Raw genomic sequence first — 17,474 nt, forward strand, 5'->3', positions numbered from 1 at the left:
CCCGCACCACCCCCGCGACCCCCCTCCCAACCCTCCCCGAACACCCCCGCACGACACGAACACCGAATGGGCAGGTTACGGAAGCCCTCCAGATAGGTAGGGTCTCAGTAGGTCGTCGGCTCTTCGTGAGGAGGTGACGGGGCGTGGCCGCTCGTGACGATGCTGGGGCGCGCAGGGCGCAGCACGAAAAGGAGGTCAGGGACCTCCAAACGCAGATCTCCTTCCTGGAGGAGGAGATCTCCGTGCTGCGCCGCAAGCTCGCGGAATCCCCGCGCCAAGTACGTGTGCTGGAAGAACGCCTCCATGAGGCGCAAGCCAACCTGGCCGCCGTAACCGGCCAGAACGAGCGACTCGTAGCGACCCTCAAAGAGGCTCGCGAGCAGATCGTGGCGCTCAAGGAGGAGGTCGACAGGCTCGCACAACCACCATCCGGATTCGGTGTCTTCCTGGAAACCCGAGACGATGGAACGGTCGACATCTTCACCGGCGGACGCAAACTCCGCGTGAACGTCAGCCCCGCCGTCGACATCGACGAACTCCAGCGCGGCCAAGAGGTCATGCTGAACGAGGCCCTCAACGTCGTCGAAGCACTCGACTTCGAAGAGCAGGGCGAAGTCGTCATGCTCAAAGAACTCTTCGACGACGGAGAACGCGCCCTCGTCATCGCGCACGCCGACGAGGAACGCGTCGTCAAACTCGCCGAACCACTCCGCGGAGTCCCCCTCCGCGCAGGCGACTCCCTCATGCTCGAACCCCGGTCCGGCTACGCCTACGAGAAGATCCACAAGGCCGAGGTCGAAGAACTCGTCCTCGAAGAGGTCCCCGACATCTCCTACAACGAGATCGGCGGCCTCGGCTCCCAGATCGAAATGATCCGCGACGCCGTGGAACTTCCCTACCTGCACGCCGACCTCTTCCGCGAGCACCAGCTCCGGCCCCCCAAGGGCGTCCTCCTCTACGGACCCCCCGGATGCGGAAAAACCCTCATCGCCAAGGCCGTCGCCAACTCCCTCGCCAAACAGGTCGCGGAGAAGACCGGCCAGGAAGGCAAGAGCTTCTTCCTCAACATCAAGGGCCCCGAACTACTCAACAAGTACGTCGGCGAAACCGAGCGGCACATCCGCCTCGTCTTCCAGCGCGCCCGCGAAAAGGCATCCGCCGGAACCCCCGTCATCGTCTTCTTCGACGAGATGGACTCCATCTTCCGCACCCGCGGCTCCGGAGTCTCCTCCGACGTCGAGAACACCATCGTCCCGCAGCTGCTCAGCGAGATCGACGGCGTCGAGGGCCTGGAGAACGTCATCGTCATCGGCGCATCCAACCGCGAGGACATGATCGACCCCGCGATCCTGCGCCCCGGCCGCCTCGACGTCAAAATCAAGATCGAACGACCCGACGCCGAAGCGGCCAAGGACATCTTCTCCAAGTACATCCTCGACGGACTCCCGCTCCACCCCGACGACCTCAAGGAGCACGGCAGCTCCCCGGAGGCCACCGTCGAGGCCATGATCCAGCGCACCGTCGAACGCATGTACACCGAAAGCGAAGAGAACCGCTTCCTGGAGGTCACCTACGCCAACGGCGACAAGGAAGTCCTCTACTTCAAGGACTTCAACTCCGGCGCGATGATCCAGAACATCGTCGACCGAGCCAAGAAAATGGCCATCAAGCAGTTCCTCGACACCGGCCAAAAAGGCCTCCGCGTCAGCCACCTCCTCGCCGCCTGCGTCGACGAGTTCAGCGAGAACGAGGACCTGCCCAACACCACCAACCCCGACGACTGGGCCCGCATCTCCGGCAAGAAGGGCGAACGGATCGTCTACATCCGCACCCTCGTCTCCGGAACCAAGGGCGCCGAAGCCGGCCGGTCCATCGACACCGTCGCCAACACCGGCCAGTACCTGTAACGCCCCGCACATGACGACAACCGCGCGGCGGCCTCCCACCGGGAAGGCCGCCGCGCCCGCATACCCGGGCGGAACCGCCACGCCACACCCCTCCACCGGACCCCCGTCCCGTGGCTCCACCCCCGCCGCCCCGATAGGCTCGACCATATGAGTGTTCGGCGGGTGATGGGCATCGAGACCGAGTACGGCATCTCCGTACCCGGGCAACCAGGAGCCAACGCGATGGTGACCTCCTCCCAGGTCGTCAACGCCTACCTCGCGGCCTCGGCCGCACGGGCCCGCCGGGCCCGCTGGGACTTCGAAGAAGAGAACCCCCTCCGCGACGCCCGCGGCTTCGACCTCGCCCGCGAGGTCGCCGACCCCACCCAGCTCACCGACGAAGACCTCGGCCTCGCCAACGTCATCCTCACCAACGGCGCCCGCCTCTACGTCGACCACGCCCACCCCGAATACTCCGCACCCGAATGCACCAACCCCCGCGACGCCGTCATCTGGGACAAGGCCGGCGAACGCGTCATGGCCGACGCCGCCCAGCGCGCCGCCCTCGTCCCCGGCACCCACCCCATCCAGCTCTACAAGAACAACACCGACAACAAGGGCGCCTCCTACGGCTGCCATGAGAACTACCTCATGCGCCGCGAAACCCCCTTCGCCGACATCGTCCGGCACCTCACCCCCTTCTTCGTCTCCCGCCAAGTCGTCTGCGGCGCCGGCCGCGTCGGCATCGGCGTCGACGGCCGCGGCGACGGCTTCCAGATCAGCCAGCGCGCCGACTTCTTCGAAGTCGAAGTCGGCCTGGAGACCACCCTCAAACGCCCCATCATCAACACCCGCGACGAACCCCACGCCGACCCCGAAAAGTACCGGCGGCTCCACGTCATCATCGGCGACGCCAACATGGCCGAGCTGTCCACCTACCTCAAGCTCGGCACCACCTCCCTCGTCCTCGCCATGATCGAAGACGGCTTCCTCACCGTCGACCTGTCCGTCGACATGCCCGTCGCCGCACTCCGCGCCGTCTCCCACGACCCGTCCTGCAAGCACCTGCTCACCCTCCGCGACGGCCGCAAGATGACCGCCGTCCAGCTCCAGATGGAGTACCTCGAACAGTCCCGCAAGTACGTCGAGGACCGCTTCGGCTCCGACGTCGACGAGATGACCAAGGACGTCCTCGACCGCTGGGAATCCGTCCTCCACCGCCTCGGCGACGACCCCATGCAGCTGTCCCGCGAACTCGACTGGGTCGCCAAGCTCGCCCTCCTGGAGGGCTACCGCAGCCGCGACGGCCTCGACTGGTCCCACCCGCGCCTGCAACTCGTCGACCTGCAGTACACCGACATCCGGCCCGACAAGGGCCTCTACAACCGCCTCGTCGACCGCGGCCGCATCGACCGCGTCATCACCGAGGCCGAAGTCCAGGCCGCCGTGGAGGACCCGCCAGAGGACACCCGGGCCTACTTCCGCGGCCGCTGCCTGCGCCAGTACGCCGAGTCCGTCGCCGCCGCCTCCTGGGACTCCGTCATCTTCGACGTCCCCGGCCGGGAGTCCCTCCAGCGCGTCCCGACCCTGGAGCCCCTGCGCGGCACCAGACAGCACGTGGGCGCCCTCCTGGACCGCTGCCGCACCGCTGCCGACCTGGTGGCCACCCTGACCGGCGAGGGCTGACCCGCGACCGGTCGAGCCGGGCGACGCGCGAGCGTGCCCGGCTCTTTCCGATCTCCATTGGATAGTTTGACTATCGAGCATTGTCACCTCGCTGACCTGCACGGATGAGTGAGGTCTCCGTTTCGTGACCGCTTTGCCTGTTTCGCTGGTCGGCGGACTGGCGATAACCCGAGCATGCCCCCGGCTCCCCGGGTGGAGGCGGTGAAACGGACGTTCAAGATCCGCTCACCGTCCAAGATCCCGGATAGGGTCGGAGGCACCGGCAGAGCGGAGGTACGGAATGGCCACGAAGGACACCGGCGGTCAGAAGCAGACCACCCGGCGCACGGAAGAGGTCGAGGAGACCGAGGCCACGACCACCGAGGACGCGCAAGAGCGCCAGGAGAAGCTCACGGACGACGTGGACTCAATTCTGGACGAAATAGACGAAGTATTGGAAGAGAACGCAGAAGACTTCGTCCGTGCGTACGTGCAAAAAGGCGGACAATGACCCACAAAACGGACATATAGATAAACGGCAGGAAGTGGCCCTTTCGGTCGTTGTCTAATAAGTAAAGAGAGACGCAAAGCATGGGCGGGACAAGTAAAGTTCCGCCCATGTCGTCTAAGAGGTGTCCTGACTGCGGCGAGATCAAGCCCGCTTCGGAGTTCTGGAAGCTGAAGGCTTCTCGCGATGGGTTGGCCTATTACTGCAAGGTCTGCTTCGGTCTGCGGAACAGTCGCTCGTATCGGAAGAAGCGGGCGAAGCTCGGCAAGAAGACCAGAGCCTATCGAAGACATTCCGACGTTCCGGAAGGGATGAAGTACTGCGCGCGGTGCAAAGAGGTCAAATCGGTTGACGAATTCGGACGGAATCGTGCCGCGCGTTCGGGGCTGACCGATTACTGCCGTCCCTGTCATAGCGAGGCCATCACGGAGATCAGAAAGCGCAACCACGGGAGCAGTCGCAACTACCTCCTCAAGTTGCGCTACGGCGTCACCGAGGAGCAGGTGGAGCAGATGCTCGCCGAGCAGGGCGGCGTCTGCGTCATCTGCCTCCGGGCGGAGCCGAAGCACGTGGACCACGACCACATGACGGGGCTCGTCCGCCGCATCCTCTGCTTCAAGTGCAACGGAGGGCTCGGGCAGTTCGACGACGACCCCGACCGTCTCCGCCTCGCGGCGGACTACCTGGAGTTGCGAGGCTCCCATGCGAGACGCATGCGCATCGAGATCGGTGCTCCGGTCTTCGGGGGGCCTGGCCGCGTTCGCTGGGATCCGTACTGGCGGACGAGAGGGAACACGCTGAAGTCGGCGCGGCACTACCACCTGCGCCAGAAGTACGGGATCAACGACGAGGACGCGAAGTGGCTTCTCAAGCTGCAGGTCGGCCACTGCGCAGTGTGCTTCGACTTCCCCGCTGAGCACGTGGACCACGACCATGTGACGGGTGCGGTGCGCGGATTGGCGTGTGCCGGGTGCAACACAGGGATGGGGCAACTGAGGGACGACCCGATCGCCCTCCGCCGTGCGGCGGATTACGTGACGGGCCGGCTCGTGCAGCGGGTGAGCGCTGAGGGCGGCGGGACGCGGTTGTCGTTGACGGTCCCGGACGTGGATCCGGCGACGGTTCCAAGGGGCGGTTGGAAGGCGTTCTGGGAGAAGGACGGCGTGTATCGCAAGGAAACGTTGCCGTTCGATGAGGAGCTTGACATGCCGGCGTGGGGCGGCCCGGACCCGGAGGGTGCCCCGAGGGGCGGCTGAGCCGGAGCGCCGTTGTGGTGCGGGGTTCGCCGTGGGCTGACGGGGCCGGGGATCGGGTGGCATGCGCTGGGGCGACCTTGAACAGTAGGGTCGTAGGCGTCCGTGCCGGTGGGGTTGTCGAGCGCCGGTGCCATGGTGGAGGGAAGGGAGTCGCGTGGCGTCCCACGATTCGCACACCGGGCGTCTGCCCGGGCTGTTCGCGAGCCCGGATACGTCGTCGTTCACCGAGTTCCTGGGGGCGTACTCCCCGCAGTTGCTGCCCGGCGGGCGGACGCCGCCGGTGTCGCGAGTGGGGGATGAGATCCCGCACGGGACGACGATCGTCGCGGTGAGCTTCCCCGGCGGGGTGGTGATGGCGGGGGACCGGCGGGCGACGGCGGGCAACGTCATCGCGCAGCGCGACATCGAGAAGGTGTTCCGGGCGGATGAGTTCTCGGCGATCGCGATCGCCGGGACGGCCGGGATCGGGATCGAGATGGTGCGGCTGTTCCAGGTGGAGCTGGAGCACTACGAGAAGCGCGAGGGCCGGACGCTGTCGGTGGAGGGCAAGGCGAACCGGCTGGCGACGATGGTGCGGCAGAACCTGGCGATGGCGATGCAGGGCCTGGCGGTGGTGCCGCTGTTCGCGGGCTATGACGAGGAGCGGGACGGGGGCAGGATCTTCTCCTATGACCCGGCGGGTGGCCGGTATGAGGAGCGGGACTTCCACTCGATCGGCTCGGGGTCGGTGTTCGCGCGGGGTGCGCTGAAGAAGCTGTACCGGGCGGACCTGTCGGCGGAGGACGCGGCGCTGGTGTGCGTGCAGGCGCTGTACGACGCGGCCGATGACGACTCGGCGACGGGCGGGCCAGATCTGGCGCGCCGGATCTTCCCGGTGGTGGCGGCGGTGACGTCGGAGGGGTATCGCCGGCTGGGCGAGGACGAGGTGGGCGCGCTGGCGCAGGCCGTTGTCGACGGACGTTACGACTCGCCGGGCGGTCCGACCGCCCCGCTGCGATAGAAGGGATCCTGACCGGTGTCCATGCCGTTCTATGTGTCGCCCGAACAGCAGATGAAGGACAAGGCGGATTACGCGCGGAAGGGTATCGCGCGTGGCCGCAGTGTCGTGGTGCTGCAGTATGACGACGGCATCTTGTTCGTGGCGGACAATCCGTCGCGGGCGCTGCACAAGATCAGTGAGATCTACGACCGGATCGCGTTCGCGGCGGTGGGGAAGTACAACGAGTTCGAGAATCTGCGGCTGGGCGGGGTCCGGTACGCGGACATCAACGGGTACCAGTACGACCGGCGGGATGTGACGGCGCGGGGGCTGGCGAACGTGTACGCGCAGTCGCTGGGGACGATCTTCACGGAGACGAACAAGCCGTATGAGGTGGAGTTGGTCGTCGCGGAGGTGGGGGAGGACGCGGAGACGGACCAGATCTACCGGCTGACGTTCGATGGTTCGGTGGCGGACGAGCACGGTTATGTGGCGATGGGCGGGCAGGCCGACGCGGTGGCGCAGTCGTTGAAGGACGGCTATCGCGAGGGGTCGTCGCTGGAGGAGGCGCTGCGGACGGCGGTGCGGGCTCTGGAGGCGCAGGATTCGGAGCGGCATCTGGAGGCGACGTCGCTGGAGGTCGCGGTGCTGGACCGTAATCGTGAGCATCGGCTGTTCAGGCGGTTGTCGGCGGCGCGGATCGCGGATCTGCTGGCGGCGGCGGGCGAGTCCGGTGGGCCGGGTGGTTCGCCGGGCGGCGGGGACGCGAGGCCGGTGTCGGGAGCGGGCGAGGAGTGAGTCGCGGGCCGGCGTGTGGCCGGTCGTGGACGGGCCCGTCGGGGCGGGGTGGTGGTCGCCGCCTTGCCTCGGCGGGCCCGTGGTGTTGCGGGCGGTGGGGTGTTCGTGGGAAACGGTGGGGTCGAGAGACTGCCAAGTGGGGGCCGGGCCGCATAGGGTCTTGGTGTGGACAGGCGCATCTTCGGGCTTGAGAACGAGTACGGCGTCACCTGTACGTTCCGCGGGCAGCGGCGGTTGTCACCGGATGAGGTGGCGCGCTATCTGTTCCGGAGGGTGGTGTCGTGGGGTCGTAGCAGCAATGTGTTCCTGCGTAATGGGGCGCGGCTGTACCTGGATGTGGGGAGTCACCCGGAGTACGCGACGCCGGAGTGTGATTCGGTCGTGGATCTGGTGACGCATGACAAGGCGGGGGAGCGGATCCTGGAGGGTCTGCTGGTGGATGCCGAGCGGCGGCTGCGGGAGGAGGGCATCGCGGGTGACATCTACCTGTTCAAGAACAACACGGATTCGGCGGGGAACTCGTACGGCTGTCACGAGAATTACCTGGTGGGGCGGCATGGGGAGTTCGGTCGTCTCGCCGATGTGCTGATTCCGTACCTGGTGACGCGGCAGATCATCTGCGGGGCGGGGAAGGTGCTGCAGACGCCGCGGGGTGCGGTGTACTGCGTGTCGCAGCGGGCGGAGCACATCTGGGAGGGTGTGTCGTCGGCGACGACGCGGTCGCGTCCGATCATCAATACGCGGGATGAGCCGCATGCGGATGCGGAGCGGTTCCGGCGGCTGCATGTGATCGTCGGTGACTCGAACATGAGTGAGACGACGATGCTGCTGAAGGTGGGGGCGACGGATCTGGTGCTGCGGATGATCGAGGCGGGGGTCGTGATGCGCGATCTGACGCTGGAGAATCCGATCCGGGCGATCCGTGAGGTCAGCCATGACATGACGGGGCGGCGGAAGGTGCGGCTGGCGAACGGCCGGGAGGCGAGTTCGCTGGAGATCCAGAAGGAGTACTTCGGCAAGGCGCGGGATTTCGTGGACGCGCGGGGCGGGGACGCGACGGCGAAGCGGGTGCTGGAGCTGTGGGAGCGGACGCTGCGTGCGGTGGAGACCGGTGATCTGGATCTGGTGGCGCGGGAGATCGACTGGGTGACGAAGTACAAGCTGATCGAGCGGTATCGGCGGAAGTATGATCTGCCGTTGTCGTCGCCGCGGGTGGCGCAGCTGGATCTGACGTATCACGATGTGCATCGTGACCGGGGGCTGTACTACCTGCTGGAGAAGCGGGGGTCGGTGGATCGGGTGACGCGGGATCTGGACATTTTCGAGGCGAAGTCGGTTCCGCCGCAGACGACGCGGGCGCGGCTGCGGGGCGAGTTCATCCGGAAGGCGCAGGAGAAGCGGCGTGATTTCACGGTGGACTGGGTGCATCTGAAGCTGAACGATCAGGCGCAGCGGACGGTGCTGTGCAAGGACCCGTTCAGGTCGGTGGATGAGCGGGTCGACAAGCTGATCGCGGGGATGTAGGGGGTCGGGCGCGACACGCGCGCCGGAGGCTACCGGCAGGTCACCTGGGCGGTAGGGTGTGCGCGCAGGAGCGCCCGTCACCCCTTGAAGGACCCCCGTATGCGCCGTCGTTTCCGGTTGTTGTCCGTGGTCGTCGCGGTCGCCGCGCCGTTGGTGCTGTCGGCGGGGTGTCGGGGTGGCGGCGGTGTGGATGTGTCGGTGCGGGGTGATTTCGGGAAGCTGCCGGAGGTGCGGTTCCCGAAGGGCGGGCCGGGTGACTCTCTTGCGGTGGAGACGTTGAGGGAGGGGAAGGGGACGGCTGCCCGTAAGGGTGATCTGGTGGTGGCCGATTATGTGGGTTACCGGTGGAGTGAGGGTGGGCGGAAGCTGCTGGCGAGCAGTTATGCGAAGGGGCAGCCGGGGGCGTTTCCGACGGGCCGGCTGGTGCCGGGTCTGGTGAAGGCGTTCGAGGGGGCGCGGCCGGGGGCGCGTGTGGTGGCGCGGATTCCGCCGGAGGCCGGTTTCGGTGGCAAGGGGGATCCGAAGCATCAGGTGGGGGCGGATGACACGCTGGTGTACGTCCTGGACGTGCGGGCGGTGTATCCGAGGTCGGCGGGGCCGCGTGGTGAGAGGCAGGCGCCGCTGAGTGATCCGGGGTTGCCGAGGGTGGCGGATGCGCCTGCGGGGCAGGCGCCGGTGGTGACGATGCCGCGGTCGGCGCCGCCGGGGAGGTTGCAGGTGCGGACGTTGGTGCGGGGGGATGGTCCGGCGGTGCGTGCGGGGCAGTTGGTGGTGTTGCAGTACGGGGGGTATTTCTGGCGGGACGGGAAGGTGTTCGATTCGTCGTGGTCGGCGGGGCATCCGTCGGCGGCGGTGGTGGGGACGGGTCAGGTGATGAGGGGCTGGGATCAGGGGCTGGTGGGGCAGCGGGTGGGGAGCCGGGTGCTGCTGGTGGTGCCGCCGTCGCTGGGGTATGGGGCGAAGGGGTTGGCGCAGTTCGGGATCAGGGGGAGCGACACGCTGGTGTTCGTGGTGGATCTGCTGGGTGCGCACTGACGTTTGGTGGTCTCTGAGCGGGGTCCTCGGTGTTCTTAGGGTGGCGGGGTGGAGGAGGGGGAGCCTGACGCGACGGGCATGCGGCCCGCCGGCGAGGACGTGATCGTCGACTTCTCGGTGTGGGAGTCGGCGGAGGCGCTGGAGCGCCTTGCGGTGCTTTGCGTGCGGGGCCCGTCTCCGGCCGCGTTCACCTTCAACTCGGCCTACGCGTCCGGAGAGGCCGAAAGGGCCGGGGAGGCCGCGGGCGCGGAGCCCGCGGCCCCGTGAGCGTTCAGAGCAGGCCCGCGGTGTGCCGGCCGGCGGCGGCGGCGGTGAGGAAGTAGGGGAGGTCCTCGTCGAGGCGGCGGCCCATGGTGGACAGGCGGACGCCCCAGTCCTTCTCGGCGGCGCGCAGGGTGTCGTGGAGGCCGTCGACGGGGACGGGGACGAGGCGGTGCCGGTCGCCGAGGGCGGCGGCCTCGGCGGTGACGCGGGCGCCGAAGGGGCCGCCGAGTTCGGGGACGGGGATGTCGGCGCGGGCGAGGGCGACGCGGCCGTAGGCGGTGAGGGAGTGGTGGGAGACGCCGATGTGGCGTTCGCGGCGGTCGCCTTCGCTGACGCGCAGGGAGCCGACGGGGCGGCCGCCGAGGACGGAGGCGGCGTTGACGGCCTCGCCCGCCGAGACGCCGGAGAACCCCCAGCGGGTGCCGGTCCCCAGGTTCCCGGGGCCCTGGGCGAGGACGGCCACGTCGGCGTTCAGGACGAGCCGCGCGGCGAGGAGGCCGGTGTGGACGGTGACGGCTTCGAGGTCGCCGCCGAACGCCTGCCCGGCGGTGACGGTGGCGGTGAGGGCGCCGGCGTCCTTCAGCCGGGCGATGGACATGGAGAACCAGGACGGCAGCGCCCCGCCGTCCGGCATGACGTACACGGCCCGCGCCGAGGGCCGTGCGGCGTGCAGCGCCGCCAGGATGGGCGGGAGCGCCGAGTGCAGGTCGGCGACGATGACGGGCATGCCGTCCAGGGAGTCGGCGTCGCGGAGCAGGTCGTGGTGGGGGGAGCCTTGTTCGTCGGCGCCGAGGACGGTGGTCTGGAGGGGCGTGTAGCGGGCTTTGACGAGGTGGCCGGGGCCGGTGGGGTCGGGGGGGAGCCGGTCGGGGACGGCGACGACCATGGCGTAGCCGCCGGTGCCGAGGCCCATCGCCAAGGCCGTAGTGTTGAGCAGGACGGTGTCGCCGGGTTCGGGCCGTCCTACCAGGGCGGGATAGGCCAGGGCGCGGTGGGTGCCGTCGCCCTCGATCGAGACGTTGAGTTCGACCGCCCCCGGCCATTCGCGGCGGATGTCCTGGACTGTGCCTTTGCGCCATCGGATCACACCGGGAAACGGTAGCGTCCTGCACAACGGCTCGTGGGGATGATCGGCCCGTCCGGTGGGGCGGGTTCACGGAGGGAACGAGGTGGCGAAGTGTCGCGGCGCAAGACCGAGCGCCTGCTGAATCTGGTGGTCTGCCTGCTTGCCACCCGGCGTTATCTGACGGCGGAGCAGATCCGCCGGGCGGTGCCCGGCTACCCGGACTCCGACGAGGCGTTCAAGCGGATGTTCGAGCGGGACAAGGAGGAGCTGCGTGAGCTCGGTGTCCCGCTGGAGGTGGGCAGTGACCTGCAGGGCGGCGGCGGTGAGGAGATCGGGTACCGGATTCCGCCGCAGGCCTACGAGCTGCCCGACATCCATCTGACGCCGGACGAGGCGGCGGTGCTGGGGCTGGCGGCGCGGGTGTGGCAGCGGGCGAGCATGGCGGAGGCGGCGTCGGGGGCGCTGCTGAAGCTGCGGGCGGCCGGGGTGGAGACGGACGTGTCGGCGGCGGTGGGGATCGAGCCGCGGGTGAACACCCATGATCCGGCGTTCCCGGCGCTGTGGGAGGCGGTGCGCGACGGCCGCCCGGTGGCGTTCGGCTACCAGGGGATCGGGCGGACGTCGGTGGCGCGGCGGCATCTGGAGCCGTGGGGCGTGGTGAGCCGGCGGGGCCGCTGGTACGTGGTGGGGTTCGACCGCGACCGGGAGGAGCAGCGGGTGTTCCGGCTGAGCCGCATCGTGGGGGAGGTGGCGGCGGACGGCCCGGCGGGGTCGGTGACGGTCCCGGACGGGGTGGACGTGCGGCGGATCGCGTTCGACCGGGACGATCCGGTGAGCGAGCCGCGTCCGGCGGTGGTGCGGCTGCGGCGGGGCGCGGCGCAGGGGCCGCGGCGGTGGGCGCGTGATGTGCGCCCGGCCGGTGACGACCCCGGGTGGGACGAGGCGACGCTGACGTTCCGGGACGTGGAGCGGTTCGCGCCGTATCTGGCGCGGTTCGCCGACGATGTGGTGGTGCTCGACCCGCCGGATCTGCGGGAGGCGGTGATCCAGCATCTGAAGTCGGTGCTGGCGGGCACCGCGGGGCACCCGGAAAAGGGGGAGGTCAGGTGAGTGCGAAGACGGCGGCGACGACGTCGACGGACCGGCTGGGGCGGCTGCTGGCGCTCGTGCCGTATGTGGTGAACCGTGACTCGGTGGCGCTCGGTGAGGCGGCGGCCGCGTTCGGGGTGACCGAGAAGCAGCTGATCGACGATCTGAACCTGCTGTGGTGCGTGGAGCTGCGCGCCCCCGACCCGTACTGCCCGATCGACCTGTCCTACGAGGGCGGGGAGATCACGGTGGCGGAGGCGGAGTCGATCGCGCGTCCGCTGCGGCTGAAGGTGGACGAGGCGTCGGCGCTGCTGGTGGCGCTGCGGATGCTGGCCGGCATCCCCGGTCTGGACGACCGGGACGCGCTGAGCCGGGTGATCGCCAAGCTGGAGGGCGCGGCGGGCGCGGCGGCGGCGGTGTCCAGCCAGGTGGCGGTGGAGGTGGACGCCCGCGGCGGGACGGCGGACCCGGCCCGCAGCGCGGTGGGGCTGCTGCGGGATGCGATCGCGGCGGGCCGCCGCGTCCACCTGACGTACTACGTGCCGGCGCGGGACGAGAACACCGAGCGTGACGTCGACCCGATGCGGCTGCTGGTGGTGGAGGGCACCACCTACCTGGAGGGGTGGTGCCGGCGGGCGGAGGCGGTGCGGCTGTTCAAGCTGGACCGGATCGCGGACCTGTCGGTGCTGGACGTGCCCGCTCAGGTGCCGGACGATGCCGAGCCGATCGATGTGGACGCGGGCCTGTTCCGCCCGTCGCCGCAGGACGAGGCGGTGACGCTGGAGCTGACGCCGCGCGGCCGGTGGGTGGCCGACTACTACCCGTGCGAGAGCGTGCGGGAGCTGGGGGAGGGGCGGCTGCGGGTCGTGCTGCGCACCCCCGATCCGCGGTGGGTGCGGGGGCTGGCGCTGCGGCTCGGCGACCAGGGGCGGGTGGTGGCGCCCGAGCATGTCGCCGCGGGTGTGCGCGCCGACGCGTCGCGGGCGCTGGCGCGGTACGGCATGGCGTGACGGATCGGATACCGTGGCGGGTGTGATGTGGGTCGCGGTGTCGGTGTCGCTGGGGTTCGCGGGCTTGGCCGTGCTCGCCTGGTGCGCCTTCAGGGTGTGGCTGGGGGTGCGGCGTTTCGGCCGTGAACTGGAACGCACCAGGCGGCGGCTGGAGCCGAAGCAGTCGGCGCTGCGCGATGAACTCTCCCGTCTGGACGACACGCGATCGCCACGGCCGCCCGGTGAGGGCGTACGATCGGCGTGAGTGCCACCTGCTGAAGAGGATTGCCATGCCGAACCTTGGGGCTCCCGAACTGCTCATCATCCTGCTGGTCGTCGTGCTGATCTTCGGGTCGGCGAAGCTGCCGCAGCTCGCCCGGTCGCTGGGCAAGTCGGCGCGGATCTTGAAGGCCGAGACCAAGGGGCTGCGCGAGGACGATGACGATGCGCCCGCGGACCGGCCCGCGCAGCCGGCGGCGGCGCAGGGTGAGGACGCGCGGGAGAAGGCGGCGCGGCTGCGCGAGGAGGCGGCGCGGCTGGAGCGGGAGGCGGCGGCCGGTGAGGCCGGGCAGCGTCCCCGCGGCGCGCTCGGCTCGGGTGAGCCGATCCAGGGTGTGCCGGTGTCGGACCCCGGTCAGGTCCGCAAGGGCTGACGGCCCGGACCGCCGCAGCGATTCCACCGCCGACCCCCGAGCCTGAATGCCGACGATGAAGCTGAGCAGGCGTGACGCCGCCCCCGATGGTCGCATGCCCCTCATGGACCATCTCCGTGAGCTGCGCAACCGGTTGATCAAGGCGATTCTGGCCTTCGTGGTCGGTGCGATCATCGGCTGGCTGCTGTTCGACCCGGTGTGGGACTTCCTCAAGCAGCCGTACTGTTCGCTGCCGCAGTCCCGTGTGGTGGACAAGACCGAGTGCTCCCTGTTCGTCAACGGGATCTTCTCCTCGTTCTTCCTGAAGCTGAAGATCTCCTGCATCATCGGCGCGGTGATCTCCGCGCCGCTCTGGCTCTACCAGATCTGGGCGTTCGTCGCGCCGGGCCTGTACCGGCGTGAGCGGCGCTGGACGTATGTGTTCCTGGGCGCGGCGGTCCCGCTGTTCTTCGTCGGCACCGCCCTGGCGTACGTGACCGTCGACAAGGGCCTGGCGATCTTCCTGGGGTTCGTCGCCGACGACGTCAAGCCGCTGATCACCGTCGACAGCTATCTCGGCTATGTGCTGACGATGCTGCTGGTGTTCGGGTTGACGTTCGAGCTGCCGCTGTTCGTGGTGGTCTTGAACCTGGCCGGGGTGCTGAGCTCGGCCCGGATCCGCCGCACCCAGCGGATGATGCTGTTCGGCATCTTCGTGTTCGCGGCCGTCGCCACCCCGAGCGCCGACCCGTTCACGATGCTCGCGCTGGCGCTGCCCACCGTCCTGCTGTTCGAGATCGCGGCGCTGCTGGCGTTCCTCAACGACCGCCGCCGGGCCCGCCGCCCCGACCCCTACGCGGGCCTGTCCGACGACGAGGCGTCCCCCCTCGACCTGGAGGCGATCGACGCCGAGCTGGAGGAGGGCGACCGGGCCCGCTGATCCGGCGCCCGGCCGGGCCGCCGCCGGGCCGGTTGGGTATCGGGCGGCGGAAACCGTAGGCTCGGTGGTATGACCTCCCCCGACACCACGTCGGCCGAGCAGACCCCGGCGCAGCGGTACGCCGCCTATCGCAGGCGCACCGCGGGGCACGGCCCGGCCCTGCTGGACTTCCGCACCCTGTACGACTTCGAGCTGGACCCGTTCCAGCTTGCGGCGTGCCAGGCGCTGGAGGGCGGCAGCGGCGTCCTGGTCGCCGCGCCCACCGGATCCGGGAAGACGGTGGTGGGGGAGTTCGCCGTCCACCTCGCGCTCCTCGGCGGCGGCAAGTGCTTCTACACCACGCCGATCAAGGCGCTGTCGAACCAGAAGTACGCCGACCTCGTCCGCCGGTACGGGCCGCAGAAGGTGGGGCTGCTCACCGGCGACAACAGCGTCAACGGTGAGGCGCCGATCGTCGTGATGACGACCGAGGTGCTGCGGAACATGCTGTACGCGGGGTCGCAGACCCTCGCGGGGCTCGCGTTCGTGGTGATGGACGAGGTGCATTACCTCGCCGACCGGTTCCGCGGCGCCGTATGGGAAGAGGTGATCATCCACGTCCCCGACTCGGTGCGGATCGTGGCGCTGTCGGCGACCGTCAGCAACGCCGAGGAGTTCGGCGAGTGGCTGCAGGCCGTCCGCGGCGACACCGCCGTGATCGTGGACGAGCACCGTCCCGTCCCGCTGTTCCAGCACATGCTCGTCGGCACCCGCCTGTACGACCTGTTCGTCGACACCGGCAAGGGCAAGGACCGGCAGGCCCGGCTGAACCCGCAGCTCACCCGGATGGCGGTGGAGGAGGTCCGGCGCGCCAAGGTCAACCAGGGGCGGCGCACCGGGCGGCGGCGGGCGCCGCGCCCGCAGCGGTTCCGGCCCCCGCCGCGGCCGGAGGTGATCGAGCGGCTGGAACGTGCCGGGCTGCTCCCGGCGATCACGTTCATCTTCTCCCGCGCCGGCTGCGACACCGCCGTCCTGCAGTGCCTGCACGCCGGGATCCGGCTGACCTCCAAGGAGGAGGCCGAGGAGATCCGTGCGCACGCCGAGCTGCGCACCGCCGACATCGCCGAGGATGACCTGCGCGTCCTCGGCTACGGCGATTTCCTCGCCGCGCTGGAACGCGGCGTCGCCGCCCACCACGCGGGGATGCTGCCGACGTTCAAGGAGGTCGTCGAGGAGCTGTTCACCCGCGGGCTGATCAAGGCGGTGTTCGCGACGGAGACGCTCGCGCTCGGCATCAACATGCCCGCCCGCACCGTGGTGATCGAGAAGCTCGACAAGTGGAACGGCGAGGCCCACGTCGACCTGACGCCCGGTGAGTACACGCAGCTGACCGGGCGGGCCGGGCGGCGCGGCATCGACGTGGAGGGCCACGCCGTCGTGGTGTGGGGCCCGAACGTGGACCCGGCGTCGGTCGCCGGGCTCGCCGGCACCCGCACCTACCCGCTGAACTCCAGCTTCCGGCCGTCGTACAACATGGCCGTCAACCTGGTGGGCGCCGTCGGGAACGAGCGGGCGCGCACGCTGCTGGAGGAGTCGTTCGCGCAGTTCCAGGCCGACCGGGCCGTGGTCGGCCTGGCCCGGCAGGTCCACCGCAACGAGGAGGCCCTGGAGGGGTACGCCAAGGCCGCCGAATGCCATCTCGGCGACTTCATGGAGTACGCGGCGATGCGGCGGCGGCTGTCGGACCGGGAGGCGGAGCTGTCGCGGGAACGGTCCTCGGCGCGGCGTGCCGAGGCGGCGAGGTCGCTGGAGCATCTGCGGCCCGGCGATGTGATCATCGTGCCGTCGGGGCGGCGGTCGGGTCTCGCGGTCGTCCTCGACCCGGGCGTGGGGCGCCGCTCGGACGGGCCGGCGCCGCTCGTGCTGACCGTGAACCGGTCGGTGCAGCGGCTGTCGATCCAGGACTTCCCCCGCGCCGTCGACCCCGTCGACCGCATCCGCATCCCCAAGTCGTTCAGCCCCCGCAACCCGCAGGACCGCCGCGACCTCGCCGCCACCCTGCGGGGCCGTGTGCCGGACGACGTCCGCGAGCGGCGCCGCGCGCGCGGCGACTCCGCCGCCACCGACGACGCGGAGATCACCCGGCTGCGCGCCGAGCTGCGCCGCCACCCCGTGCACGGCTGCGACCAGCGCGAGGACCACGCCCGCTGGGCCGAGCGGTACCACCGGCTGGAGCGGGAGACCGAGCAGCTGCGCCGCCGTGTCGAGGGCCGCTCCCAGGTGATCGCCCGCACCTTCGACCGGGTGTGCGCGGTGCTGCAGCAGCTCGGTTACCTCGACGGCGACTCCGTCACCGCCGAGGGCCGCCGCCTCGGCCGCATCTACAACGAGCTGGATCTGCTCACCGCCGAGAGCCTGCGCGCCGGGCTGTGGGAGAAGCTCGGCCACGCCGAGCTGGCCGCGTGCGTGTCGGCGCTGGTGTACGAGTCGCGGCAGCCCGACGACGCCGCCCCGCCCCGTACCCCGGCCGGGCCCGCGCAGGACGCCCTCGCCGCCATGGTGCGGCTGTGGGGCGAACTGGACGCCGTCGAGCGCGACAACCGCGTCTCGTTCCTGCGTGAACCCGACCTGGGGTTCGCGTGGACCGCCTACCGGTGGGCGAAGGGCGACGACCTCGACGAGGTGCTGCTGGAGAGCGACCTGACCGCCGGTGACTTCGTCCGCGCCGTCAAGCAGCTCCTCGACCTGCTCGGGCAGGTCGCCGACGCCTCCCCGGACAACAGCCACGTCCGCAAGACCGCGCGCCGCGCGATGGACGCCATGCGCCGCGGCGTCGTCGCGTACTCGTCGGTGGCCTAGCCGCC

General features: G+C 69.8%; 16 protein-coding genes. 15 read left to right on the forward strand and 1 reads right to left on the reverse strand.

The window, feature by feature from the left end; genetic code table 11:
- Positions 1-143 precede the first annotated feature (143 nt).
- The 9 genes from arc (at position 144) to AF1_RS18795 (ending at position 9,918) form a co-directional block, all read left to right on the forward strand.
- Positions 144-1,907 carry a proteasome ATPase gene (gene arc / locus AF1_RS18755; RefSeq protein ID WP_067800556.1) on the forward strand — a complete coding sequence of 588 codons (1,764 nt, stop codon included), beginning with the start codon at positions 144-146 and terminating at the stop codon, positions 1,905-1,907.
- Between the two features lie 147 nt (positions 1,908-2,054).
- Positions 2,055-3,572, forward strand: a complete 1,518-nt coding sequence (dop, locus tag AF1_RS18760; RefSeq protein ID WP_084263088.1) for a depupylase/deamidase Dop — start codon at positions 2,055-2,057, stop codon at positions 3,570-3,572.
- A 280-nt stretch (positions 3,573-3,852) separates the two neighbouring features.
- Positions 3,853-4,062 carry a ubiquitin-like protein Pup gene (locus AF1_RS18765; protein ID WP_067800560.1) on the forward strand — a complete coding sequence of 70 codons (210 nt, stop codon included), beginning with the start codon at positions 3,853-3,855 and terminating at the stop codon, positions 4,060-4,062.
- Positions 4,063-4,169: 107 nt separating this feature from the next.
- The gene (locus tag AF1_RS35215) at positions 4,170-5,315 is read left to right on the forward strand and encodes an endonuclease VII domain-containing protein (protein WP_165488370.1); all 1,146 of its coding nucleotides are present in this window, start codon (positions 4,170-4,172) and stop codon (positions 5,313-5,315) included.
- A 154-nt stretch (positions 5,316-5,469) separates the two neighbouring features.
- Complete coding sequence (gene prcB / locus AF1_RS18775; protein ID WP_067800565.1) at positions 5,470-6,315, forward strand: proteasome subunit beta; 846 nt, start codon at positions 5,470-5,472, stop codon at positions 6,313-6,315.
- A gap of 21 nt (positions 6,316-6,336) precedes the next feature.
- Positions 6,337-7,092: a proteasome subunit alpha gene (gene prcA, locus AF1_RS18780; protein ID WP_084263091.1), complete on the forward strand. Its 756-nt coding sequence runs from the start codon at positions 6,337-6,339 to the stop codon at positions 7,090-7,092.
- A 165-nt stretch (positions 7,093-7,257) separates the two neighbouring features.
- Entirely contained in the window at positions 7,258-8,616 is a 1,359-nt protein-coding gene (gene pafA / locus AF1_RS18785; protein ID WP_067800572.1) for a Pup--protein ligase, read from the forward strand.
- 99 nt (positions 8,617-8,715) lie between these two features.
- Positions 8,716-9,651 carry an FKBP-type peptidyl-prolyl cis-trans isomerase gene (locus tag AF1_RS18790; protein WP_067800574.1) on the forward strand — a complete coding sequence of 312 codons (936 nt, stop codon included), beginning with the start codon at positions 8,716-8,718 and terminating at the stop codon, positions 9,649-9,651.
- 48 nt (positions 9,652-9,699) lie between these two features.
- A complete protein-coding gene (locus tag AF1_RS18795) occupies positions 9,700-9,918 on the forward strand; it encodes a hypothetical protein (protein WP_067800577.1) in 219 nt (72 codons plus the stop codon).
- Positions 9,919-9,922: 4 nt separating this feature from the next.
- Here the strand turns inward: AF1_RS18795 and AF1_RS18800 are convergent, their stop codons facing one another.
- Positions 9,923-11,002 carry a DUF3866 family protein gene (locus tag AF1_RS18800; protein WP_084263089.1) on the reverse strand — a complete coding sequence of 360 codons (1,080 nt, stop codon included), beginning with the start codon at positions 11,000-11,002 and terminating at the stop codon, positions 9,923-9,925.
- Positions 11,003-11,092: 90 nt separating this feature from the next.
- Between AF1_RS18800 and AF1_RS34565 the strand changes: the two genes are divergently transcribed.
- The 6 genes from AF1_RS34565 (at position 11,093) to AF1_RS18830 (ending at position 17,469) form a co-directional block, all read left to right on the forward strand.
- Positions 11,093-12,091 (forward strand): helix-turn-helix transcriptional regulator, encoded by a 999-nt coding sequence (locus AF1_RS34565; protein WP_067800580.1) that lies wholly within the window; start codon positions 11,093-11,095, stop codon positions 12,089-12,091.
- Entirely contained in the window at positions 12,088-13,080 is a 993-nt protein-coding gene (locus tag AF1_RS34570; RefSeq protein WP_067800583.1) for a helix-turn-helix transcriptional regulator, read from the forward strand. Before AF1_RS34565 ends, AF1_RS34570 begins: the two co-directional genes overlap by 4 nt.
- Before the next feature lie 25 nt (positions 13,081-13,105).
- The gene (locus AF1_RS18815; protein ID WP_067800591.1) at positions 13,106-13,324 is read left to right on the forward strand and encodes a hypothetical protein; all 219 of its coding nucleotides are present in this window, start codon (positions 13,106-13,108) and stop codon (positions 13,322-13,324) included.
- Positions 13,325-13,349: 25 nt separating this feature from the next.
- Positions 13,350-13,712, forward strand: coding sequence for a Sec-independent protein translocase subunit TatA (tatA, locus tag AF1_RS36825; protein WP_067800595.1), 363 nt, complete (start codon positions 13,350-13,352; stop codon positions 13,710-13,712).
- Positions 13,713-13,806: 94 nt separating this feature from the next.
- Positions 13,807-14,631, forward strand: a complete 825-nt coding sequence (tatC, locus tag AF1_RS18825) for a twin-arginine translocase subunit TatC (RefSeq protein WP_242608777.1) — start codon at positions 13,807-13,809, stop codon at positions 14,629-14,631.
- Positions 14,632-14,700: 69 nt separating this feature from the next.
- Entirely contained in the window at positions 14,701-17,469 is a 2,769-nt protein-coding gene (locus tag AF1_RS18830) for a DEAD/DEAH box helicase (RefSeq protein ID WP_067800600.1), read from the forward strand.
- Positions 17,470-17,474: the final 5 nt, after the last annotated feature.

This window comes from Actinomadura formosensis NBRC 14204, assembly GCF_001552155.1.
In the GTDB taxonomy this organism is placed as follows: domain Bacteria; phylum Actinomycetota; class Actinomycetes; order Streptosporangiales; family Streptosporangiaceae; genus Spirillospora; species Spirillospora formosensis.